This is a genomic window from [Mycobacterium] fortunisiensis (genome assembly GCF_019050325.1).
GTDB classification, from domain to species: Bacteria; Actinomycetota; Actinomycetes; order Mycobacteriales; family Mycobacteriaceae; genus Mycobacterium; species Mycobacterium fortunisiensis.
The window spans coordinates 101956-124066 of sequence record NZ_VOMB01000020.1 but is presented as its reverse complement, the minus strand read 5'-3'; the positions used below and the strand labels follow the sequence as shown (position 1 = coordinate 124066).

At 67.3% G+C, this 22111-nt stretch carries 24 protein-coding genes; 16 read left to right on the top strand and 8 right to left on the bottom strand.

The features are described 5' to 3' along the window. Position 1: 1 nt before the first annotated feature. The gene (locus tag FR943_RS16625) at positions 2-1378 is read left to right on the top strand and encodes an FAD-containing oxidoreductase (protein ID WP_217159139.1); all 1377 of its coding nucleotides are present in this window, start codon (positions 2-4) and stop codon (positions 1376-1378) included. Positions 1379-1396: 18 nt separating this feature from the next. Here the strand turns inward: FR943_RS16625 and FR943_RS16620 are convergent, their stop codons facing one another. After that, positions 1397-2194, bottom strand: coding sequence for a thioesterase family protein (locus FR943_RS16620; RefSeq protein ID WP_217159137.1), 798 nt, complete (start codon positions 2192-2194; stop codon positions 1397-1399). After that, the gene (locus FR943_RS16615) at positions 2191-3018 is read right to left on the bottom strand and encodes a RecB family exonuclease (protein WP_217159134.1); all 828 of its coding nucleotides are present in this window, start codon (positions 3016-3018) and stop codon (positions 2191-2193) included. The genes FR943_RS16620 and FR943_RS16615 overlap by 4 nt, the downstream gene beginning before the upstream one ends. Before the next feature lie 85 nt (positions 3019-3103). On the opposite strand from FR943_RS16615, the gene FR943_RS16610 reads away from it, so the two are divergent. Next, positions 3104-3964 carry a tRNA (adenine-N1)-methyltransferase gene (locus tag FR943_RS16610; protein ID WP_217159132.1) on the top strand — a complete coding sequence of 287 codons (861 nt, stop codon included), beginning with the start codon at positions 3104-3106 and terminating at the stop codon, positions 3962-3964. 123 nt (positions 3965-4087) lie between these two features. Here the strand turns inward: FR943_RS16610 and FR943_RS16605 are convergent, their stop codons facing one another. Genes FR943_RS16605 through FR943_RS16595 form a run of 3 tightly spaced genes read right to left on the bottom strand, consistent with a single transcriptional unit; the run spans position 4088 to position 5448 of the window. After that, entirely contained in the window at positions 4088-4381 is a 294-nt protein-coding gene (locus tag FR943_RS16605; protein ID WP_217159129.1) for a DUF503 domain-containing protein, read from the bottom strand. Positions 4382-4387: 6 nt separating this feature from the next. Next, positions 4388-4936 carry a lipoprotein LppK gene (gene lppK, locus FR943_RS16600; protein WP_217159126.1) on the bottom strand — a complete coding sequence of 183 codons (549 nt, stop codon included), beginning with the start codon at positions 4934-4936 and terminating at the stop codon, positions 4388-4390. A gap of 8 nt (positions 4937-4944) precedes the next feature. Further along, complete coding sequence (locus tag FR943_RS16595) at positions 4945-5448, bottom strand: MTB12 family secreted protein (protein ID WP_217159123.1); 504 nt, start codon at positions 5446-5448, stop codon at positions 4945-4947. A 145-nt stretch (positions 5449-5593) separates the two neighbouring features. Here FR943_RS16595 and arc point away from each other — a divergent pair, with 145 nt between their 5' ends. Then, positions 5594-7435: a proteasome ATPase gene (arc, locus tag FR943_RS16590; protein WP_217159122.1), complete on the top strand. Its 1842-nt coding sequence runs from the start codon at positions 5594-5596 to the stop codon at positions 7433-7435. Between the two features lie 15 nt (positions 7436-7450). Here arc and FR943_RS16585 read toward each other — a convergent pair whose 3' ends face one another. Beyond that, complete coding sequence (locus tag FR943_RS16585) at positions 7451-8689, bottom strand: metal-dependent hydrolase family protein (protein WP_217159120.1); 1239 nt, start codon at positions 8687-8689, stop codon at positions 7451-7453. A gap of 575 nt (positions 8690-9264) precedes the next feature. On the opposite strand from FR943_RS16585, the gene ectA reads away from it, so the two are divergent. The 8 genes from ectA to prcA all read left to right on the top strand — a co-directional run bounded on the left by ectA (position 9265) and on the right by prcA (position 15914). Then, complete coding sequence (ectA, locus tag FR943_RS16580) at positions 9265-9810, top strand: diaminobutyrate acetyltransferase (protein WP_217159118.1); 546 nt, start codon at positions 9265-9267, stop codon at positions 9808-9810. Positions 9811-9857: 47 nt separating this feature from the next. Beyond that, complete coding sequence (gene ectB / locus FR943_RS16575) at positions 9858-11144, top strand: diaminobutyrate--2-oxoglutarate transaminase (protein ID WP_217159116.1); 1287 nt, start codon at positions 9858-9860, stop codon at positions 11142-11144. Between the two features lie 13 nt (positions 11145-11157). Then, complete coding sequence (locus tag FR943_RS16570) at positions 11158-11550, top strand: ectoine synthase (protein ID WP_217159115.1); 393 nt, start codon at positions 11158-11160, stop codon at positions 11548-11550. A gap of 32 nt (positions 11551-11582) precedes the next feature. Continuing rightward, positions 11583-12467: an ectoine hydroxylase gene (thpD, locus tag FR943_RS16565; protein WP_217159113.1), complete on the top strand. Its 885-nt coding sequence runs from the start codon at positions 11583-11585 to the stop codon at positions 12465-12467. Positions 12468-12476: 9 nt separating this feature from the next. Beyond that, positions 12477-13985: a depupylase/deamidase Dop gene (gene dop / locus FR943_RS16560; RefSeq protein WP_217159112.1), complete on the top strand. Its 1509-nt coding sequence runs from the start codon at positions 12477-12479 to the stop codon at positions 13983-13985. 106 nt (positions 13986-14091) lie between these two features. Beyond that, a complete protein-coding gene (locus FR943_RS16555; protein ID WP_003880265.1) occupies positions 14092-14286 on the top strand; it encodes a ubiquitin-like protein Pup in 195 nt (64 codons plus the stop codon). A gap of 53 nt (positions 14287-14339) precedes the next feature. Next, positions 14340-15152, top strand: a complete 813-nt coding sequence (gene prcB / locus FR943_RS16550) for a proteasome subunit beta (protein ID WP_217159108.1) — start codon at positions 14340-14342, stop codon at positions 15150-15152. Further along, positions 15153-15914 (top strand): proteasome subunit alpha, encoded by a 762-nt coding sequence (prcA, locus tag FR943_RS16545; protein WP_217159105.1) that lies wholly within the window; start codon positions 15153-15155, stop codon positions 15912-15914. Here the strand turns inward: prcA and FR943_RS16540 are convergent. Continuing rightward, positions 15903-16613 carry an SDR family NAD(P)-dependent oxidoreductase gene (locus FR943_RS16540; protein ID WP_217159102.1) on the bottom strand — a complete coding sequence of 237 codons (711 nt, stop codon included), beginning with the start codon at positions 16611-16613 and terminating at the stop codon, positions 15903-15905. The genes prcA and FR943_RS16540 overlap by 12 nt on opposite strands. Before the next feature lie 55 nt (positions 16614-16668). On the opposite strand from FR943_RS16540, the gene FR943_RS16535 reads away from it, so the two are divergent. Further along, entirely contained in the window at positions 16669-17241 is a 573-nt protein-coding gene (locus tag FR943_RS16535; protein WP_217159100.1) for a TetR/AcrR family transcriptional regulator, read from the top strand. Here FR943_RS16535 and FR943_RS16530 read toward each other — a convergent pair. Beyond that, positions 17221-18345, bottom strand: coding sequence for a baeRF11 domain-containing protein (locus FR943_RS16530; RefSeq protein WP_217159098.1), 1125 nt, complete (start codon positions 18343-18345; stop codon positions 17221-17223). The two genes, FR943_RS16535 and FR943_RS16530, sit on opposite strands and share 21 nt — an antisense overlap. Before the next feature lie 143 nt (positions 18346-18488). On the opposite strand from FR943_RS16530, the gene pafA reads away from it, so the two are divergent. From pafA to tatA, 4 genes are read left to right on the top strand one after another with little or no spacing between them, the layout of a single operon-like run. After that, positions 18489-19847: a Pup--protein ligase gene (gene pafA / locus FR943_RS16525; RefSeq protein ID WP_217159095.1), complete on the top strand. Its 1359-nt coding sequence runs from the start codon at positions 18489-18491 to the stop codon at positions 19845-19847. An 18-nt stretch (positions 19848-19865) separates the two neighbouring features. Beyond that, positions 19866-20855, top strand: a complete 990-nt coding sequence (locus FR943_RS16520) for a helix-turn-helix transcriptional regulator (protein WP_217159094.1) — start codon at positions 19866-19868, stop codon at positions 20853-20855. Then, positions 20852-21820: a helix-turn-helix transcriptional regulator gene (locus FR943_RS16515; RefSeq protein ID WP_217159093.1), complete on the top strand. Its 969-nt coding sequence runs from the start codon at positions 20852-20854 to the stop codon at positions 21818-21820. Before FR943_RS16520 ends, FR943_RS16515 begins: the two co-directional genes overlap by 4 nt. 30 nt (positions 21821-21850) lie before the next feature. Next, positions 21851-22111 (top strand): Sec-independent protein translocase subunit TatA, encoded by a 261-nt coding sequence (gene tatA / locus FR943_RS16510; protein ID WP_217159092.1) that lies wholly within the window; start codon positions 21851-21853, stop codon positions 22109-22111.

Sequence of the window (22111 nt, the reverse complement as noted above, 5' to 3'; positions counted from 1 at the left end):
CGTGGCGGCCGCGCAGAGCTTCGACGCGATCATCATCGGTGCGGGCCAGGCGGGGCCGCCGTTGGCCGGCCGGCTGACCGCGGCGGGGCAGAGCGTCGCGGTGATCGAGCGCAAGCTGGTCGGCGGCACCTGCGTCAACTATGGCTGCATTCCCACCAAAACCCTTGTCGCCAGTGCGCATGCCGCGCACCTGGCCCGCCGCGGTGCCGATTTCGGCGTCCGCACCGGCGAGATCGTCGTCGACATGGCCCAGGTCAAGGCACGCAAGGACGCGATCATGCTGGCCGACCGCCACGGCGTGGAGGACTGGCTGGGCGGCATGGACGGCGCCACCCTGATCCGCGGGCACGCTCGCTTCGTCGACCCGCACACCGTCGATGTCGACGGCGAACTGCTCCGCGGCGACCGGATCTTCCTCAATGTCGGTGGGCGCGCAGTGGTTCCGGATTTTCCCGGCCTGGACGGCATCGACTACCTGACCAACGTCGGCATCCTCGACCTCGACGAGTTACCCGAGCACCTGGTGATCGTGGGCGGCAGCTACATCGCGTTGGAGTTCGCCCAGATGTACCGCCGGTTCGGCTCCCGGGTCACGGTGATCGAGAAGGGCCCACGGCTGACATCCCGTGAGGACGAAGACGTCTCGGACGCCATTGCCGAGATCCTGCGGGGCGTGGACATCACCGTGGTGCTCAACGCCACCGGTATCCGATTCACCAAGCATGACAACGGTTTCGAGGTGACACCCCGCGACGGTGCCGAGCCGATCTGGGGTACCCATCTGCTGTTGGCGGTCGGGCGGACACCCAACACCGACGATCTCGGGTTGGAGAACGCCGGCGTGGACACCGACTCGCGGGGCTACATCGTCGTCGACGACCTGTTACGTACCACCGCCGAGCACATTTGGGCGATGGGGGACTGCAACGGCAAGGGGGCGTTCACCCATACGTCCTACAACGACTTCGAGATCGTCGCGGCCAACCTGCTCGACGACGACCCCCGCCGGGTCAGCGACCGCGTCACCAGCTACGCGCTCTACATCGACCCGCCACTGGGCCGGGCCGGGATGACGGTCGATCAGGTCCGGAAGTCGGGCCGAAAAGCGTTGGTGGGTCAGCGTCCGATGAAGCGCGTGGGCCGTGCAGTGGAAAAGGGCGAGACCGAGGGCTTCATGAAGGTGGTGGTGGACGCCGAGTCAAAGCAGATTCTCGGCGCGGCCATCCTCGGTGTCGGCGGTGACGAGGTGATCCACTGCATCATCGACGTGATGACCGCCAAACTGCCCTACACCGCGATATCGCGCACCATGCACATCCACCCCACCGTGAGCGAGCTGGTGCCGACGATCCTGCAGGAGCTCAAGCCGCTGGAGTGAGCGCGCGGCGCAGGCCGATCACGGTGCCCGCAACACCAGCAGGGTCTGCGCCGAGGTTCCGATAAACCCTTGGCGGTCAAAGATTTCCGCGGTGGTGGCGCCGATGCCGTCCGGACCGATCGAGCCACGGGCCCGCACCGCGAAATCCGAACCCTCCGGCAGCCGGTGTAGATGCACCGAGGTGTCGGTGTTCATGAAGATGAACTTCTGCGGATCCAGCGCCGCACCAATGCCGTTCGCCGAGTCCACCACGAGTGCCAGCCGCTGCAAGGCCGTCGTCTCGTCGTCGTCGACCACGGGCGTCAGCGGACTCATCCAGGCCACGGCCGCGGCGCCCTCGGCGGTGCGTTGGCGCCGCCAGGACACCGTTTCCAGGTAACCCGGCGCGCCTTCCCAGCTGTGGGCCACGTCCGCGGCCTCGCCCTCAACCAACGGCGCAAATCGGTCGGTGACCGCGTCACTCGTGTCGCTGGGCGCCAGCAGCCACGCCGTCACCCGGGCCACTGCGCGCCATTCGCCGTCGGGCCGGGCCGCCTGCATCTCGGCCACGACCATCGAGATGCGTGATCCTGGCCGCTCCACCCAAGCCCGAACCCGTACCGGCGCAACCGGAATCGCGCCCAGGATGTCGAGCGTCAACCGGCCGGCCCGCAAACCCGAACCGGCGGTGAGCTCCTCGATCGCCTTGGTCAGCAGTGCCAGCGGCGGTGAGCCGTGCTGAATCGCCGGATCCCAGTTGCTGCGGGTGTCGGCGGTGGACTCGAACAGCTCATACTCACCATCGGAACCGAGCCGATGGTAGTGACACCCGATCATGCAGCTCCTGATTCCGGCCACCCGGGATATGGCGGTGGGGTACCGCCGAACGCCGGGCACACACTCTGATGCGCACACCACGAACACAGACGCGACGGGTTGGGCCGGAAATCCCCGGTGGCGGCGGCCACCTGGATGGCCCGCCAGATCGCCATCAGCGTGCGCTCGAACCGCAGCAACTCGTCGTGGTTGGGGGAGTAGTCGAGCACCTGCCCGTCGGCCAGGTACAGCAGCCGCAGCCGCGCCGGCATCACCCCACGCGAACGCAGCAACGCCACCGCGTAGAACTTCATCTGGAACATGGCCTTGAACTCGGCCTGGGCGAACGCCGGCGACGGGGCCTTGCCGGTCTTGTAATCGACCACGCGCACCTCACCCGAGGGGGCGACGTCGATGCGGTCAATGAATCCGCGCAGCAGGGTGCCGTCTGCCAACTCCACCTCGAGGCGGTGTTCGCAGCATTCCGGGTCGAACCTGGTCGGATCCTCCAGCCGGTAATAGCCGGACAGCAGCGACCGGGCCTCGGCGAGCAGGGTCGCCGGATGTTCGGTGTCGGCGAGTTCGGGTTCGGCGGCCACCACCTGCTCCCAGGCCGGCTCGACCAGCGTCAGGGCGGTGTCGTGCACCCGCTCGGCGGCCGGCAGAGCGTAGAGCTGCTCCAGGGCCGCATGCACCAGGGATCCGCGCAGTTGCGCAGGCGATCGGGGCTCGGGCAGCCGGTCGATGGCGCGGAACCGGTACAGCAGTGGACACTGCTTGAAATCGCCGGCCCGTGACGGCGACAGCGCCGGGCGGCGCGGTGTCGGAACCGGTTCTTCACTCACACCCGTAAGCCTAGGACCGCACACCGACAAAGTTGCCGAACCCCGGGCACTCGGCCCGGCGGGCCTACTGGCAGGCTGGACATCCGTGGCAGGGAAGAGACCGACCGGACCGTTTGCCGTTGGCGACCGGGTGCAACTGACCGACGCCAAGGGCCGGCGCTACACGATGGTGCTCAACCCCGGCGGTGAATTCCACACCCATCGCGGGATCATCGCCTTCGACGATGTGATCGGGCTGCCGGAGGGCAGCGTGGTCAAATCCACCAACGGCGATCAGTTCCTGGTGCTGCGTCCGCTGCTGGTCGACTACGTGATGTCGATGCCGCGCGGCGCCCAGGTGATCTACCCCAAAGACGCCGCGCAGATCGTGCACGAGGGCGACATCTTCCCGGGGGCTCGGGTGCTTGAGGCCGGCGCCGGATCGGGAGCGCTGACCTGCTCGCTGCTGCGTGCGGTGGGACCCGAGGGGCGCGTGACGTCCTACGAGATCCGCGACGATCACGCCCCCACCGCCGAGCGCAACGTCATCACGTTCTTCGGTGAGCGCCCGGAGAACTGGGACCTGGTGATCGGTGATCTCGCCGACTACGACGGCCCGGAGATGGATCGCGTGGTGCTGGACATGCTGTCGCCGTGGGACGTGCTGCCCGCGGTGTCCAAGGCTCTGGTGGCCGGTGGCGTGCTGATCGTCTACGTCGCCACCGTCACGCAGCTGTCGCGGGTCGTGGAGGCGCTGCGCGAACAGCAGTGTTGGACCGAGCCGCGGGCCTGGGAGAGCATGCAGCGCGGCTGGCACGTGGTGGGGCTGGCGGTGCGCCCGGAACACAACATGCGCGGCCACACCGCGTTTCTGGTCAGCGCGCGCAAACTGGCCCCGGGCGCGGTGGCGCCCGTCCCGCTGCGCAAGAAGCGTCTCCCCGCCGCCGGGTCTGAGCCGAGCGCCTGAGGGCTCATCTGCCGCCGTCACTTTCCGCACCACGGTCGCTCGTCGTTGGCAACCACCGCCCTCAGGTCGAAAACGGCGCGGCTGGCGAACCGCGGGCTTGACCGTGGATCCCGCGCTCACGGCTCAGTCGTCGCCGTGCTGCAAGCCCCGTCGGGCCGAGAGCAACTCGACTTCGGGGCGGGCCGCGACCAGGCGTTCGGCGGTGTCGAGCACCTCGACCACATGCGCACGGTCGGCGGCGACCAGCGCCACGCCCACACTCGCGCGGCGGTGCAGATCCTGGGTTCCGGTTTCGGCCGCCGACACCGCGAGCTTGCGGTGCAGCTCGGCGATCACCGGCCGGATCACCGAGCGTTTCTGTTTGAGCGAATGCACGTCACCGAGGAGCAGGTCGAACTCCAGCCAGCCGATCCACATGGCGGCTCAGCGGGGCGGTGTCGGTGCGGGCGGCGGGACCGGGGTTTCGCCACCGGCGCCCATCACCAGCAAGAGGTCGGCGGTGTGTCTGGTCAGCTGCCAGCCGTCGCCGTGCGGGGTGAATTCCATCGGGAAGCTGAAGTCGCGGGCCGAATCGTCCCCGCCCGCGGTGACGTTGACGGTCGCGGTGACATTGTCCGGTTCGGTTTGCGACCAGGCCAGCTCGGTGGCCTCGAAGGTCAGCGGAGCGAACCCGTTGTCGGCCAGGGCGTGGCTGAACTTGTCCAGCGCCACGGCGTCGTCGGCGGTGCCCTGCTCCACCAGGGCGACCTTGTCGGCGCCTGGGATATTGACGTCGGCCAACCGGTAGAGCACATCGGTCAGAGCCTCGGCCGCGGGCAGCGGTGAGGCCGGCGGTGCTTCCGTGGTCGTCGTCGTGGTCGGTGCGCTGCTGATCGGACGCGACGTGTCGGCGTCGTCACGACTGCACCCACAGAGCCCAAGTGCCGCCACGATCGTGGCGGCACTCAGGACTGCGATACGCGTGCGGTTCAACTACCTACTCAGCCGACGGAGGACAGCAGGTTCAGCGCCGACGCCTTGGAGATCTGCCAGCCGGTCGGGCTCGGGCCGGCCACGAACTGGATGTTCTGGGTGGCGGTGCCACCGGTGGCCGAGGTCGCGGTGACGTCGGCGTATGCCACGCCGCCCTGATCATCGATGTTGGCGATGTCGAAGGTCAGCGGGAACTTCCCCTCCGCGGCGGCCTTGTTGTAGGCGCGGTCGGCGGCGAGGCTCTCGATGCGGCCGATACCACCCTGGATGTAGGGGGCCTTGCCGCTGAACGAACCACCGCTGGCCAGCGCCTGCAAGGTCTGCACCAGCGGCGACGCCAGTTCCGGCGCGGGGGTCTGCGGCAGCGGGATCTCGAACACCACCGGCTGCACGGCCGGTGCGGTCGACATGCCGCTGGATGCAATGGAAGTCACACCCGCCGCAGCTCCGCCCACCACGGCGGCGGCTGCAGCTGCGGTGATAAAGCCGGTAACGAGGGTTTTCGGGGTCACGACTGTCCTTTCGATCGGACCAACTGAACTTAGAGGCTAACAGTGCTGCTGGTGTGTCTAATTCCTAGAGCGCACACAATGGCTGAATCGCCGGTAGCGTTGAAGTTGTTACTGCACCAACTTACGGTGCGGGAGGGAGCGCAGTATGAGTGAGTCAGAGCGTTCGGACGGCTATGCCGAGGACTTCTCGGCCGGCCAGTCGCAGCCCATGTCCGGCGACGAGGCTGCCGAGCTGGAATCGCTGCGCCGTGAGGCCGCGGTGCTGCGCGAGCAGCTGGAAAACGCGGTAGGGCCCCAGAGCGGACTGCGCAGTGCCCGTGACGTGCACCAGCTGGAAGCGCGGATCGACTCGCTTGCGTCGCGCAACGCCAAGCTCATGGACACCCTCAAAGAGGCCCGCCAGCAGCTGCTCGCCCTGCGCGAGGAGGTGGACCGGCTGGGCCAACCACCCAGCGGCTACGGCGTACTGCTGGGGACCCACGAAGACGACACGGTCGACGTGTTCACCTCGGGTCGCAAGATGCGGCTGACCTGCTCGCCGAACATCGAGACCGCCTCTCTCAAGCAGGGCCAGACGGTCCGGCTCAACGAGGCGCTCACCGTGGTCGAGGCCGGCGACTTCGAGTCGGTCGGCGAGATCAGCTCGCTGCGCGAGATCCTGGCCGACGGTCACCGGGCCCTGGTGGTCGGGCACGCCGACGAGGAGCGCATCGTCTGGCTGGCCGAGCCCCTGATCGCAGCCGCCGACCTGCCCGAAGGCTACGAGGGCGCGCTCGACGACAACCGGCCGCGCAAGCTGCGTCCCGGCGATTCACTGCTGGTCGACACCAAGGCCGGTTACGCGTTCGAGCGCATCCCCAAGGCCGAGGTCGAGGACCTGGTGCTCGAAGAGGTGCCCGACGTCAGCTACAACGACATCGGCGGGCTGGGCCGGCAGATCGAGCAGATCCGCGACGCCGTGGAGCTGCCCTTCCTGCACAAGGAGCTCTACCGGGAGTACTCGCTGCGGCCGCCCAAGGGGGTGCTGCTCTACGGCCCGCCCGGTTGCGGTAAGACCCTGATCGCCAAGGCCGTGGCGAACTCGCTGGCCAAGAAGATGGCCGAGGTTCGTGGCGACGACGCCCGCGAGGCGAAGAGCTACTTCCTCAACATCAAGGGTCCCGAGCTGCTGAACAAGTTCGTCGGTGAGACCGAACGTCACATCCGGCTGATCTTCCAGCGCGCGCGTGAGAAGGCTTCCGAGGGCACCCCGGTGATCGTGTTCTTCGACGAGATGGACTCGATCTTCCGTACCCGTGGCACCGGCGTCAGCTCCGACGTCGAAACCACTGTCGTGCCACAGCTTCTCAGCGAGATCGACGGTGTGGAAGGGCTGGAGAACGTCATCGTCATCGGCGCCTCCAACCGCGAGGACATGATCGATCCGGCGATCCTGCGGCCCGGCCGCCTGGACGTCAAGATCAAGATCGAGCGGCCGGATGCCGAGTCGGCACAGGACATCTTCTCCAAGTACCTGACCGAGGATCTCCCGGTGCACGCCGACGATCTCGCCGAGTTCGGCGGCGATCGGTCGCTCACGATCAAGACCATGATCGAGAAGGTCGTGGACCGGATGTACGCCGAGATCGACGACAACCGGTTCCTGGAGGTCACCTACGCCAACGGTGACAAAGAAGTCATGTACTTCAAGGACTTCAACTCCGGGGCCATGATCCAGAACGTCGTCGACCGGGCGAAGAAAAACGCGATCAAGAGCGTGCTGGAGACCGGTCAACCCGGTCTGCGCATCCAGCACCTGCTGGATTCGATCGTGGACGAGTTCGCCGAGAACGAGGATCTGCCCAACACCACGAATCCCGATGACTGGGCTCGGATCTCGGGCAAGAAGGGCGAGCGGATCGTCTACATCCGCACCTTGGTCACCGGCAAGTCGTCGAGCGCCAGTCGTGCCATCGACACCGAGTCGAATCTGGGTCAGTACCTGTAGTCGCAGACGGTGCGGTCAGGGGATCGTGAAACCACCACGGTTCCCTACCGCCACACCGTCTTTGACGACCAGCAGGATGTTGTCGGCGACGCCGACGCTGTCGATATCGGCCAGCGGGTCACCGCGCACGACCACCAGGTCGGCGAGCTTGCCCGGCTCGACGGTGCCGAGCGTCTCGTCGACCCCGCACAGTTCCGCCGATGTTCGGGTGCCGGCCACGATGGCCTGCATCGGGGTGAGGCCGCCGAACTTCACCAGCAGGCCGAGCTCCTTGAGGTTGGTCCCGTGATCGGGGGACAGGCCGGCATCGGTCCCCACTGCGATCTTGACCCCGGCGCGAGCCGAGGCGTGGATCGAATCATGCGCCATCGCATGCCATTTCGCGCTCTTGGCGGCGCCCTGCGGTGAGGCGGTGACGGTGTTCATGGTCTCCAGCAGGGTGGGCACCAGAAAGGTGCCCTGCGCCACCATCTGCCCGCGGAGCTCGTCGTCCAGCTCGTAGCCGTGTTCCACACTGTGTACGCCGGCCTCGACCGCCGCCCTGACGCCGGCGTGACCGATGGCGTGGGCGGCCACCGGTCGCCCGCCGTAATCGCGGCCCTCCTCGACGATGGCGGCGATCATTTCCCGTCGCATGCCCAGCCAGGACGGGTCGTCGCTGGGCGAGGACACTCCGCCGCTGGAGGCGACCTTGATCACGTCGGCGCCGGCGCGGATCAGCTCCCGGGTCCGGGTCCGGGCGGCATCGACCGAGTCCACCAGCGCACCGCCGATGAACGGGGTGAGGTCGATGCCGGACGGCAGATGGAAGTCGGCGTGGCCGCCGGTCTGGCTGAGCATGTTGATGGCGACCAGCAGACGCGGGCCGGTGAGCAAGCCATCGGCCACTGCCTGCCGGACGCCGGCGTCGACGCCCATCAGGTCGCGCGCGGTGGTGACACCGTTGAGCAGCGTCACCCGCAGCCGCTCGATGAGCTCGAAATAGGCGTACGACGGCGGCTTGAGCACCCGCTCCAGCGGGCTGCTGGTCGTCCCGGGCAGGCCGAAGTGGACATGGCAGTCGAAGAAGCCGGGACATACCGTGTTGCCGCCGAGATCGACTGTCGGCACGTCGGCGGCCTGCCCGGGCGGTAGCCTGCTTTCCGGGCCGGCCCAGCCGATGGCACCGTCGGAGACCAGTATCGCGGCGTCCGGTACCGGGTCGGCGCCGGTTCCGTCGACCAACGTGGCGTTGCGCAACACGAAGTTCTTCATCGCGACACTGCATCAGGCAAAGCCCGCGACGGCAAGCACCGCACGGTGAGCACGCTGGACGTGTCGAGGTGGCAATTCAGGCCGGGTACGGGCCGCGCCGGCCGCGGCGATGGCGGCCGGCCCGCGACGGATCGCGCAGGGTTGCCCGGGACGCCGGGAGCGGGGCCGCGCACGGTTGCCCACAATGTGCGATATCACACAGCGCATTCGTTCGGCGAGCGTGCTCGATTATTAAATTTTGATTGGAATTCGCCGACGTTGTAATCTGCGTCGGGGTCCCGCGAAAGTCGTGTTTCCCGGCCCGTCGTCTCCCGGCCGAACGCCAAGTGCCGACAGCGCGTCACGGCTGGAACCGCCGCATCGATGTCACGATTCGATAACGGTGATGAAACTTATCTGAGATTGTCTATCTACGAGATTTCTGCAGGTCAGCGCACTTGAATGTGGCGGCGACAACGCTCCTGAGACGGTGGCGGAGCTTGATCCGGGCAAGTCGTTGTGCTTACGTCGATAGCACCGATGGCTTGAAACTGACGATGATCGCTGAGAAGTTCGGTGGTGACTTTTAACTCGATATGCATGTTTTAGAAAGCGTGCCGGGACGCCATTCCCGGGAGGAATTCCTGCGCCCGCCACGGGGCACCGACGCGATTGGCATCCGTGATCTCGCGGAAGCCACCGGGGTGCTCGATGTGAATTCCACCTACGCCTATCTGTTGCTGGCAACGGACTTTGCTGCCACGTCAATAGTGGCTGAATCTGACGGTGACCTGCACGGATTCATCACGGGTTACCACCCGCCGCCACGGCCCGACGTGCTGTTCGTCTGGCAGGTCGCGGTGTCGCCGTCGGCGCAGGGCGGGGGACTGGCCAGCACCATGCTCGACGCGCTCGTCCACCGGGTGCGCGCGGAGCGGGACGGACGCCCGATCACCGTGGAAGCCACCGTCGCGCCCGATAACTCCGCGTCACGTGCGTTCTTCGGCGCCTTCGCGCGCCGCCACGGCGTCCCGATGGTCGAGGACCCGCATTTCGGGGCCGACCTGCTGGCCGCCGACGGCTCGCACGAGGAGGAGCCGATCCTGCGCATGGGGCCCATCTCCACGCCGTTCTCTCGCTGAAATCAGTTGTCTGATAAGTAATTTGATCCGATTGGAGGGATCTTCCCTTGCTGCTCGCCACAACCACACCGTTGACCGAGTCCGACCTGCCCGACGTGTTCAGCTCAGTCGAGTCCGAAGTTCGCAGTTACTGCCGTAGCTGGCCCACGGTGATGAACACCGCCTCGGGTTCCTGGGTGACCGACACCGCCGGGCGGAGCTACATCGACTTCTTCGCCGGTGCCGGGGCCCTGAACTACGGCCACAACAACCCCGTGCTCAAGGAGCCGTTGTTGCAGTACCTCGTCTCCGACGGAATCGTGCACTCGCTGGACATGGCCACCGAGGCCAAGCGGCGCTTCCTGGAGAGCTTCGAGCGCCTCATCCTGAAACCGCGCGGGCTCGACTACAAGGTGCAGTTCCCCGGGCCGACCGGTGCCAACTCGGTCGAGGCGGCCCTCAAGCTGGCCCGCAAGGTGACCGGCCGCGAGTCGGTTATCAGCTTCACCAACGCTTTTCACGGCATGACGCTCGGTGCGCTGTCGGTCACCGGTAACTCGATGAAACGCGCGGGCGCGGGAATCCCGCTGGTGCACGCCACCCCCATGCCCTACGACAACTACTTCGGCGGGGTCACCGAGGACTTCCAGTGGTTCGAGCGGGTGCTCGACGATTCGGGCAGTGGCCTCAACCGTCCGGCCGCGGTGATCGTGGAAACCGTTCAGGGCGAAGGCGGTCTGAACGTCGCCCGCATCGAATGGCTGCGGGCGCTGTCGGAACTGTGCCGCAAGCGCGACATCCTGCTGATCGTCGACGACGTCCAGATGGGGTGCGGCCGCACCGGGCCGTTCTTCAGCTTCGAGGCCGCCGGAATCGTGCCCGATATCGTCACGGTATCGAAGTCGGTCAGTGGTTACGGTCTGCCGATGGCGCTCACCTTGTTCCGGCGCGACCTCGACGTGTGGACGCCCGGCGAGCACAACGGCACCTTCCGTGGTCACAACCCGGCCTTCATCACCGCCACCGCGGCGATCGAGACTTACTGGGAGAACGACCAATTCAGCAAGGACACGGCCGCCAAGGGTGAGCTCACCCGGGCCCGGCTGGACGAGATCGCGGCCGCCCACGACGGGGTGAGCTCCCGCGGCCGCGGCCTGGCCCAGGGCCTCAAGTTCGAGAAGGCGGAGCAGGCCGGGCAGGTGTGCCGGGCGGCTTTCGAGCGCGGCGCGCTGATGGAGACCAGCGGCCCGTCCGACGAGGTGGTCAAGCTGTTGCCGCCGCTGACCACGTCGCCCGCCGAATTGTCCGAAGGACTCGACATTCTCGCGGAGTCCGTCGCCGTCACGTTGGCCTGAGGAGGTTTCACACATGATTGTTCGCACCACAGCTGAGATCACCGGGACCGACCGCGATGTCGCCGACGGCACCTGGCGGTCCAAGCGCATCATCCTGGCCGGCGACGGTGTCGGCTTCTCGTTCCACGAGACCACCATCGAGGCCGGTTCCGTGAACGAGTTCCACTACCAGCACCACGTCGAGGCGGTGTGGGTGATCGAGGGCACCGGCACGCTGACCGATCTGGAGACCGGCCAGCAGTACCCGCTGGCCGACGGCACCATGTACCTGCTCAACAACAATGACCGGCACCGGGTCACCTGCGACGAGCAACTTCGCATGCTGTGCGTGTTCAATCCACCGGTGACCGGCCGGGAGGTGCACGACGAGAACGGCGTTTACCCGGCGCCGCAGTCAGTGGCATGAGCATGCAGCGAGAAGCCGAAGGCCGATCGCGCATGACTACCCACATTCCGGACCAGTACCCGACCCGGCTGGACCACGCGATCGAACCGATACCCCGCCAGGAGCCGACGGTCTGGGGTGCGCCGGCCGACGGGCCGTTGAGCCAGACTCACCTCGACGGGTTCTCCGACTACGGCTACCTGGTCGCCCCCGGTACCGTGTCGGACGACTGGCTGCCGTTGCTGCGCCACGAAATGGACCGCATCGCAGCAGATTTGCCTGCCGACGACCCGCGGGTGATCCGTGAACCGGGCGGCACCATCCGGTCGATCTTCGAGCCGCATCTGCTGAGTGATCTGGTGGCCCGGGTGGTTCGGCTGGACACCGTGCTACCGGTCGCGCGGCAGTTGCTGGGCGGTGACGTCTACATCCACCAGGCCAGGATCAACCTGATGCCGGGGTTCACCGGCACCGGCTTCTACTGGCACTCGGACTTCGAGACCTGGCACGCCGAGGACGGGATGCCGGCCATCCGTGCGGTGTCGTGCTCGATCGCGCTGACCCACAACTACCCGTACAACGGATCGCTCATGGTGATCCCGGGCTCGCACCAGACGTTCTACCCCTGCGTGGGCGCCACCCCGGAGGACAACCACAACACGTCATTGGTGGCGCAGAACATCGGTGTGCCCGATCAGACGACGCTGACCAAGGCTGTCGACCAGTACGACATCCACCAGTTCACCGGGCCGCCGGGCACCGCGCTGTGGTTCGACGCGAACCTGTTGCACGGCTCGGGGTCGAACATCACCCCGCTGCCGCGGTCGAATGTGTTCCTGGTGTTCAACTCGGTGGACAACGCCTTGACCGAGCCGTTCGCCGCCCCGCGGCCACGACCCGAATACCTGGCGGCTCGGGGTGCGCAGGCCGTCACCTAGGCTGGCCGCATGCAACGGATTATCGGAACTGAGGTCGAATACGGCATTTCCTCGCCGTCCGATCCGACCGCCAATCCGATCCTGACCTCGACTCAGGCGGTGCTGGCGTACGCGGCGGCCGCCGGGATCCAGCGGGGTAAGCGCACCCGCTGGGATTACGAGGTGGAATCGCCCCTGCGCGACGCCCGCGGTTTCGACCTGTCCCGGGCGTCGGGACCGGCCCCGATCGTCGATGCCGACGAGGTCGGCGCGGCCAACATGATCCTCACCAACGGCGCCCGGCTCTACGTCGACCACGCCCATCCGGAGTACTCCGCGCCCGAGTGCACCGACCCGATGGACGCGGTGATCTGGGACAAGGCCGGTGAGCGCGTGATGGAGGCCGCGGCCCGGCACGTCGCCAGCGTGCCCGGGGCGGCCAAGCTGCAGCTGTACAAGAACAACGTGGACGGCAAGGGGGCGTCCTACGGCTCGCACGAGAACTACCTGATGAGCCGTCAGACCCCGTTCTCCGCGGTGATCGCCGGATTCACTCCGTTCCTGGTGTCCCGCCAGGTGGTGACCGGGTCGGGCCGGGTCGGGGTCGGCCCGTCCGGGGACGATCCGGGCTTCCAGTTGTCCCAGCGGGCCGATTACATCGAGGTTGAGGTCGGTCTGGAGACCACGCTCAAACGCGGCATCATCAACACCCGCGACGAGCCGCATGCCGACGCCGACAAGTACCGGCGGCTGCACGTCATCATCGGGGACGCCAACCTGGCCGAGACCTCGACCTACCTCAAGCTCGGGACCAGTTCGCTGGTGCTCGACCTGATCGAGGAAGGCCCGGCGCACGGCATCGACCTGAGTGACCTGGCGCTGGCCCGCCCGGTGCACGCCGTCCACGTGATCAGCCGGGACCCGTCGCTGCGGGCCACGGTGGCGCTGGCCGACGGGCGCGAGATGACGGCCCTGGCGCTGCAGCGGGTCTACCTGGACCGGGTGGCCAAGCTCGTGGACAACCGCGATCCGGACCCGCGGGCCGCCCACGTCGTCGAAACCTGGGCGAATGTGCTGGACCTGCTCGAACGCGATCCGATGGAGTGCGCCGAGATCCTGGACTGGCCGGCCAAGCTGCGCTTGCTGGAGGGGTTCCGCCAGCGCGAGAACCTGGCCTGGTCGGCGCCGCGGCTGCATCTGGTGGACCTGCAGTACTCCGATGTCCGGCTGGACAAGGGGCTGTACAACCGGCTGGTGGCCCGCGGTTCGATGCAGCGCCTGGTCACCGAGCAGCAGGTGCTCGACGCCGTGGAGAACCCGCCGACCGACACCCGGGCCTACTTCCGGGGCGAATGCCTGCGCCGGTTCGGTGCCGACATCGCCGCGGCCAGCTGGGACTCGGTGATCTTCGACCTGGGCGGGGATTCGCTCGTCCGGATTCCCACGCTGGAGCCGCTGCGGGGCAGCAAGGCCCATGTCGGCGCCCTGCTGGACTCGGTGGACAGCGCCGCGGAACTCGTCGAACAACTGACCAACTGACGATCTCGAACCGGTGAGCTATCACGGGCAATCCGGGTTCAGACCGGTACTGTGGAAGAACCGGTTGGGCGGTTAGCCCAGCCGATGACAATTGCAGGAGGCAGCGATGGCTCAAGAGCAGACCAAGCGTGGCGGTGGCGGCGGTGAGGACGACGACCTCCCGGGTGCATCTGCCGCCGGCCAGGAGCGTCGCGAGAAGCTGGCCGAAGAGACCGACGATCTGCTCGACGAGATCGACGACGTGCTGGAAGAAAACGCAGAGGACTTCGTGCGCGCGTACGTCCAAAAGGGCGGCCAGTGACCTGGCGCGAAAACCTGTCGTCTTCCCTTTCCACCCCTCGACCCCTCGGCGGTATGCCGGCTGTAGGTATGGACCTGTCGTCTTTTTCTGAGTTGCTGCGCCGTCAGGCCCCGGAGTTGTTGCCCGTCAACCGGGTCGCCGACGGCGCGCTCAACCCGACCAATGCGGTGCCGCACGGCACCACGATCGTCGCGATCAAGTACCCCGGCGGCGTGCTGATCGCCGGTGACCGCCGCTCCACACAGGGCAACATGATCGCCGGGCGTGACGTGCAGAAGGTGTACATCACCGACGACTACACGGCGACCGGTATTGCGGGCACCGCGGCCATCGCCGTCGAGTTCGCCCGGCTCTACGCCGTGGAGCTCGAGCACTACGAGAAGGTCGAAGGGGTGGCCCTGACCTTCCGCGGCAAGGTCAACCGGCTGGCCATCATGGTGCGCGGCAATCTCGGTGCGGCCCTGCAGGGTTTCGTGGCGCTGCCGCTGCTGGTGGGTTTTGACGTGGACGCCGCTGATGCCGAGAACGCGGGCCGCATCGTCTCGTTCGACGCGGCGGGCGGCTGGAACATCGAGGAGGAGGGCTACCAGTCGGTGGGCTCGGGCTCGATCTTCGCCAAGTCCTCGATCAAGAAGCTCTACCCGAATGTGGTGGACGCGGATTCGGCACTGCAGGTGGCCATCGAGGCGCTGTACGACGCCGCCGACGACGACTCCGCCACCGGTGGGCCCGATCTGGTGCGCGGCATCTATCCGACCGCGGTCACCATCGGGGCCGAAGGGGCTGTGGAGATCACCGAGGAACGCATCGCCGAGTTGGCCCGCGAAGTCATCGCGCGCCGGACCCGGACGGGCGGTGAGGGGTAAATGAGCTTCCCGTACTTCATCTCGCCCGAACAGGCGATGCGTGAACGTTCCGAGCTGGCCCGCAAGGGAATTGCCCGGGGCCGCAGCGTGATCGCGCTGGCTTACGCCGACGGCGTGGTGTTCGTGGCGGAAAACCCGTCGCGGTCGCTGCAGAAGATCAGCGAGCTCTACGACCGCGTCGGCTTCGCCGCCGTCGGCCGGTTCAACGAGTTCGACAACCTGCGGCGCGGGGGAATCCAGTACGCCGACACCCGTGGCTACGCTTACGACCGTCGGGACGTGACCGGCCGGCAGCTGGCCAACGTCTACGCGCAGACACTCGGCACCATCTTCACCGAGCAGGCCAAGCCCTACGAGGTCGAGCTGTGTGTGGCCGAGGTGGCGCACTACGGCGAGACGAAAGCCCCTGAGCTGTACCGGATCACCTACGACGGGTCGATCGCCGACGAGCCGCATTTCGTCGTGATGGGCGGGACCACCGAGCCGATCATCGCCGCGCTCAACGAGTCCTACACCGAGAACGCCGATCTGGGTGCGGCGGTGAAGATCGCCGTCTCGGCGCTGAGCGCCAGTGGCAACGGTTCGGAGCCACGGGCGCTCGGCCCGGCCACTCTCGAGGTGGCGGTGCTCGACGCCACGCGGCCGCGTCGCTGCTTCCGCCGGATCACCGGAGCGGCCCTGGAAGCCCTTCTGCCCGAGGCTGTTTCGGACGCTCCCGCGGCTGAAGAGCCGTCGGAGAAGCCGAAGAAGTCAGGAAAGTAGGTTGATCACCGCTTCGGCCTCCGTGCCGTCGCGGTAAAGACCCCACATCTGTTCTGCCAGTTCGTCGGGATTTATCGTCGGCAGCTCGGCGTTACCCGCCATTGCCCGGTGAATGTCACCGCGCTCGATCAGTCCGCCGATGGTGATGGTGCCGGCATAGACGCCGGCGGGGCGCAGCGCGGTGTGCAGGGTGATCGCATAGTTGCGTAATGCCGCTGCCGCCAGTGCCAGGCCGCCGAGTGGGGGCATCGGTACCACGCTGCTCAGCCCGCCGGCGAACAACAATCCTCCGCTGCCGCGTTCACGCATCTCGGGCAGGAGCTGACTCGCGAAGTCGACTGCGGGCACCACGCTGTTCAGCGCGGCCCGGGCGCCGCTGGCGTCGAGATCGGCGATGTTTTCGGTGGGCGCCGTTTCGAATGCGGCCGGACCGTAGTAGCCGACGTCGATGCGGCCGAAGCGTTCACGCACCGCACCCAATGCCGCCGTGAGTTGGTCCGGATCGTCCGCATCGGCCACGTAGGCGGCGGCCTCGACGCTGTTGCCGGTCAGGGCTTCCAGGTAACCGGGATGGCGCGTGGGGGACCGTGAGATCAGGGCCACGCGGTGGCCGGCGGCGCCGAAGCGCTGGGCCACCGACATCCCGAGGCCTGGTCCGACGCCGAGTATCGCCAGGACGGGAGAAGAAGTTGAGGTCATGCTCAACTTATTAGCACAAGTTGAGTGCACCCTCAACTTCGCTATGCTGGACGGCATGTCGGCGATGCGTGCGGATGCGGTCCGCAATCGAGATCGTTTGACGGCCGCCGCCGCCGAGCTCTTCACCGAACGGGGCGTCGACGTCCCCCTCGACGAGGTCGCCCGGCGGGCCGGCGTCAGCATCGGCACGCTCTACAACCATTTCCCGAACCGTGGCGCACTGCTGGATGTGGTGCTGTCCGAGCGGCTGGCCGTCATCGACCGGCTGGCGCAGCAGGCGCTCGACGACGCCGACCCGTGGCGGGGATTCGCCGGATTCCTCGACGGGCTGTTCGCGATGCAGGCCGCCGACCGCAGCATCAACGATGCGGTGGCCCGCAATCCGGTCGGCGCGGTCGACGTGGCTGGCGAATGTGGCCGTGCCGGGGGAGTGCTGGAGAACGTGGTGGGCCGGGCCAGGGATACCGGGGTGCTGCGGCCCGATTTCGGCGCCGACGACCTCGCGATGTTGATGTCGGCGATGTCGAAGGTGATCGCGATGGCCGACGGAGACGACGCCGTCTGGCGGCGGCACCTGGGCTTCGTCCTGGACGGGCTGAAAGGTACTTCAGCTCAACGGGAAACGTAGTTTCGCGACCGCGGTCTGGTTCCAGATGCTCGCGCTGATCTCGTCGGGTCGCACGGCGACGGCCTTGCCGCCCTGGTCGAGAACCGTCACCGCGATGCGCGACAGCACGTCGTAACCGGCATCGTCGTAATGCAGGGCCCCGGTAGCCGCCTCGATCCGACCCAGGACGTCGACGGTGAAGTTGTACACCAGGGTGTCCACCGCGCCGGCCGTCGCGGCCCGGGCGATATCGCCCAGATCGGTGGCGACGAGTCCCTTGCTGACGTCGTTGCCCACCTCGTCGACCCAGGCGCTGGCCTGCTCGGCGTTCAAAGCGGGCAGCGACTCGCGGATGGCGCCGTCGATCTGATCGGGCCGCAGTTCGTCGGCGGCGCCGGGCACCGCCACGATCCGGCGTTTGTGATCCAGGCCGCGGTACATGTCCAGCAGCGGGTCGGTGGCGAACAGGTACAGCGGTCGTATCGCCGACGGATCGAGCCGGCCCAGTTCGGTGTCCACCGCGTCGGCCACCCGCTTGGCGTACTGCTCCAGCAACACCTTCTTGCCCTCGTCGCCGACCAGGCGGCGCATGTGACCCCGGTCGCGCAGGGTGGCACGGTTGGTCGCGTCGGCCGCATCGGTCGCGTACTCGCCGGTGAGCTCCAGCTCCTCGGCCCGCGTGCTGGCAGTGGCCTGCCACAGGTTCCAGCCGTCGGCCGACAGGGTCAGGGCATAGGCGTCCTGCGGAGTGGTGACCGCGCGTACCAGCTGACCGATGTCGAAGTGGCTGCCGACCTGCAGCTGGTTCTCCAGCGCGTTGGGCAGCACGTAGACCTCGTGGAAATCGTCGGCGATGAAGATGGCCACCGAGCGGGACAGGCTCAGCCACAGATCCGAATCGGCGATCTCCTTCCAGCGGGTCCGCAACTGTTCCTCCACCGCGTGCTTCGCCCCGGCATCGCGGATGGTGCGCAGCGCCCGGTCCACCGCACTCTTCGCGGTCAGCACGCTCTTTTCCCGTTCATCGGGCCCCGGGGCGGTCTCGGCGTACACCGTGATCGCATTCTCATGGGGCTCGCCCAGGCGGATCAGATCGGCAACATCGGGCAGTTCATAACGGGTCATCACCACTCCTTTGTGTGCGCTCTGGCTCAACCCTATGCCCGGGTGCGCGGCTGACCAGGGGAAAAAGTCCCGTCGAGCGCGCCACGAACACGATGGCCGTGCTTGCCCACCGTTACCGTCAGCCACCCCGTAAGCTCGATGGCGTGCAGCGACGAATCATGGGCATCGAGACAGAATTCGGTGTGACCTGCACGTTCCATGGCCATCGTCGGCTCAGTCCCGACGAGGTCGCCCGCTATCTGTTCCGGCGGGTGGTGTCGTGGGGCCGCAGTTCCAACGTGTTCCTCCGCAACGGGGCCCGGTTGTACCTGGACGTGGGCAGCCACCCCGAATACGCGACCGCCGAGTGCGACAACCTGACCCAGCTGGTCACCCACGACCGCGCCGGCGAGCGCGTGCTGGAGGACCTGCTGATCGACGCCGAGCAGCGGCTCGCCGACGAGGGCATCGGCGGGGACATCTACCTGTTCAAGAACAACACCGACTCGGCGGGCAACTCCTACGGCTGCCACGAGAACTATCTGATCGTGCGGGCCGGCGAGTTCTCCCGGATCTCCGACGTGCTGCTGCCGTTCCTGGTCACCCGCCAGCTGATCTGCGGTGCCGGCAAGGTGCTGCAGACGCCGAAGGCGGCCACGTTCTGCCTGTCCCAGCGCGCCGAGCACATCTGGGAGGGCGTCTCCAGCGCCACCACCCGTTCGCGGCCGATCATCAACACCCGGGACGAGCCGCACGCCGACGCCGAGAAGTACCGCCGGCTGCACGTCATCGTCGGTGACTCCAACATGTGCGAGGCCACCACCATGCTCAAGGTGGGCACCGCCTCGCTGGTGCTGGAGATGATCGAGGCCGGCGTGCCGTTCCGCGACTTCTCGCTGGACAACCCGATCCGGGCCATCCGCGAGGTCAGCCACGACCTGACCGGGCGTCGCGCGGTCCGGCTGGCCGGTGGTCGGCAGGCCAGCGCCCTGGACATCCAGCGGGAGTACTACAGCCGCGCCGTCGAGTACCTGCAGACCCGCGAACCCAGCAGCCAGATCGAGCAGGTGGTGGACCTGTGGGGCCGTCAGCTCGACGCGGTGGAGAGTCAGGATTTCGCCAAGGTCGACACCGAGATCGACTGGGTGATCAAGCGCAAGCTGTTCCAGCGCTACCAGGACCGGTACAACATGGAGCTGTCCGATCCGAAGATCAGCCAGCTCGACCTGGCCTACCACGACATCAAACGTGGTCGCGGCGTGTTCGACCTGCTGCAGCGCAAGGGGCTGGCCGCCCGAATCACCACCGACGAGGAGATCGACGCCGCCGTCGACACCCCGCCGCAGACCACCCGGGCCAAGCTGCGCGGCGAGTTCATCAGCGCCGCACAGGAAGCCGGCCGGGACTTCACCGTCGACTGGGTGCACCTCAAGCTCAACGACCAGGCTCAGCGCACCGTGCTGTGCAAGGATCCGTTCCGCTCGGTTGACGAGCGGGTCAAGCGTCTGATCGCGAGCATGTGAGCTCTAAGCTTTCCTCTCGTGGCGGTATCCAAAGTCGAACGGTTGTTGAGTCTGGTCATCGCGCTGCTGTCCACCGAGCGGTTCCTGACGGCAGACAAGATCCGAAGGACCATCAAGGGCTACAACGAGAGTCCCACCGACGAGGCGTTCTCCCGCATGTTCGAGCGGGACAAGAACGAGCTGCGTGACCTGGGTATCCCGCTGGAGACCGGCCGGGTCTCGCGACTCGACCCGACCGAGGGCTACCGGATCAACCGGGACGACTACGCCTTGCCGCCGGTGCAGCTGGGGGCCGACGAGGCGGCGGCGGTCGCGGTGGCCACACAACTGTGGCAGTCCCCGGAACTGGTCACCGCGACACAGGGGGCACTGCTGAAACTGCGGGCCGCCGGGGTGGAGCTGGACGTGGACGGGGCCGGGGTGGCCATTCCGTCGACCGCGACATTGCCGGGGCTGCGTGATTCCGAGGACGTGCTGCATTCCCTGTTGCCGGCAATCGATTCCGGCCACGCCGTGCAATTCGATCATCGTCCGTCCCGGAACGCCGAATACGTCACGCGCAACGTCGAGCCGTGGGGTGTGCTGACCTATCGCGGCAGGCTGTACCTGGTCGGTCATGACCGTGACCGTGACGCGCCCCGCACCTTCCGGCTGTCCCGCATCGATGCGAGCGTGCGGACCGTCGGCCCGGCCGGCGCGGTGCGCAAGCCCGAAGACGTTGACCTGCGCGAGATCGTCCGCCGCGCGGTCGCCGCAAACCCGACCGGGGAGCTGGCGAAGGTGTGGATCGCCGACGGCCGGGGCGCAGCCCTGCGTCGAGAGGCCAAGACCGCCGTGCCGCGCACGCTCGGCGGCCGTTCCGGGGAGGAGATCACCGTCGACATCGGGATGTGGGACCGGCTCGCGCGCGAGATCGCCAGTTTTGGAGCCGACGCGGTCGCCCTTGAGCCGCAGTCTCTGCGCGACGACGTGGTGGCGCGGCTACGAGCGCAGGCGGGTGTCGCATGAGCAGCCAGGTATCGGCGCGGGTGGTGCGGTTGCTCAACATGGTCCCGTATTTCCAGGCCAATCCGAGGGTGACCCGCGATGAGGCTGCCGCCGCGCTCGGGGTGTCGCGTAAACAGCTCGACGCAGACCTCGAACAGCTGTGGATGTGCGGCCTGCCCGCTGACGGCCCGGGCGATCTGATCGACTTCGATTTCGTCGGCGACACCGTCGAGGTGACGTTCTCGGCGGGCGTCGACCATCCGCTGCGGCTCACCTCACCGGAGGCGACCGTGATCCTGACGGCGCTGCGGTCCATTGTCGACGTGCCGGGGGTCGTCGACCCCGAGGCGGCCCGCAGCGCCATCGCCAAGATCGAGTCGGCGGCGGGCAGCCAGCGTGCGGCAGTCGAAGAATCCGTTCCCGAGGAGCCCGGTGCCGCGGCCGCGGTGCGAGCGGCGGTGCGGGCCCGCCGGGCGGCGACGCTGGACTATTACTCGGCGTCGCGGGATTCGTTGACCACGCGCACGGTGGACCCGATCCGGGTTGTGCTCATCGGGGACAACAGCTACCTGGAGGCGTGGTGTCGCACGGCCGAGGGCGTGCGACTGTTCCGGTTCGACCGGATCGTCGCGGCGACCGTGCTCGACGAGGCGTCGATGCCACCGCCACCGGCGGTGCAGGCCGGCGCGGACACCTCGCTGTTCTCGCCCGAGACCGCTGATCCGTCGCTGCCGAGCGCGACGTTGCTGATCGACGCGAGCGCGGCGTGGATGTTCGACTACTACCCGCTGCGGGTGGTCCACGAATTGCCCGGCGGCGCGTGCGAAGCCGCGATGACCTACGCCTCCGACGAGTGGATGGCCCGGTTCGTGCTCGGCTTCGGCTCGGCCGTACAGGTGCTGGCCCCCGAATCTCTGGCGCGACGGGTGCGCGACGCCGCCGGCGACGCGCTGCGCGCCTACGACGATGTGGCCGCTGACGAGTAGACTCGGCCCAGACGTCTGGAGGTAACCAAATTGGGTGGTCTACAACCCTGGCACTGGGTCATCGTCATCGCGGTGTTCGTGCTGCTTTTCGGCGCCAAGAAGTTGCCGGACGCGGCGCGATCGCTCGGTAAGTCGATGCGGATCTTCAAATCCGAGATCAAGGAGATGCAGTCGGATTCTTCCGGGTCTTCAGGTCCTGCGGCCGACAGCACCCCGCCGGCCAAGCCGATTGCTTCCGAGCGCGTCGAGGCGCCCGCCCCCGAGCAGTCCCCGGACCGCCACACCGCCTGA

Coding starts and splice junctions, on each gene's coding strand:
- FR943_RS16620 (WP_217159137.1), bottom strand. CDS start 2,194: ATGATCGGGTGTCACTACCATCGGCTCGGTTCCGATGGTGAGTATGAG.
- FR943_RS16605 (WP_217159129.1), bottom strand. CDS start 4,381: ATGTGGATCGGCTGGCTGGAGTTCGACCTGCTCCTCGGTGACGTGCAT.
- arc (WP_217159122.1), top strand. CDS start 5,594: ATGAGTGAGTCAGAGCGTTCGGACGGCTATGCCGAGGACTTCTCGGCC.
- FR943_RS16585 (WP_217159120.1), bottom strand. CDS start 8,689: ATGAAGAACTTCGTGTTGCGCAACGCCACGTTGGTCGACGGAACCGGC.
- ectA (WP_217159118.1), top strand. CDS start 9,265: ATGCATGTTTTAGAAAGCGTGCCGGGACGCCATTCCCGGGAGGAATTC.
- FR943_RS16570 (WP_217159115.1), top strand. CDS start 11,158: ATGATTGTTCGCACCACAGCTGAGATCACCGGGACCGACCGCGATGTC.
- thpD (WP_217159113.1), top strand. CDS start 11,583: ATGACTACCCACATTCCGGACCAGTACCCGACCCGGCTGGACCACGCG.
- dop (WP_217159112.1), top strand. CDS start 12,477: ATGCAACGGATTATCGGAACTGAGGTCGAATACGGCATTTCCTCGCCG.
- FR943_RS16555 (WP_003880265.1), top strand. CDS start 14,092: ATGGCTCAAGAGCAGACCAAGCGTGGCGGTGGCGGCGGTGAGGACGAC.
- prcB (WP_217159108.1), top strand. CDS start 14,340: ATGCCGGCTGTAGGTATGGACCTGTCGTCTTTTTCTGAGTTGCTGCGC.
- prcA (WP_217159105.1), top strand. CDS start 15,153: ATGAGCTTCCCGTACTTCATCTCGCCCGAACAGGCGATGCGTGAACGT.
- FR943_RS16540 (WP_217159102.1), bottom strand. CDS start 16,613: ATGACCTCAACTTCTTCTCCCGTCCTGGCGATACTCGGCGTCGGACCA.
- FR943_RS16535 (WP_217159100.1), top strand. CDS start 16,669: ATGTCGGCGATGCGTGCGGATGCGGTCCGCAATCGAGATCGTTTGACG.
- FR943_RS16530 (WP_217159098.1), bottom strand. CDS start 18,345: ATGACCCGTTATGAACTGCCCGATGTTGCCGATCTGATCCGCCTGGGC.
- FR943_RS16515 (WP_217159093.1), top strand. CDS start 20,852: ATGAGCAGCCAGGTATCGGCGCGGGTGGTGCGGTTGCTCAACATGGTC.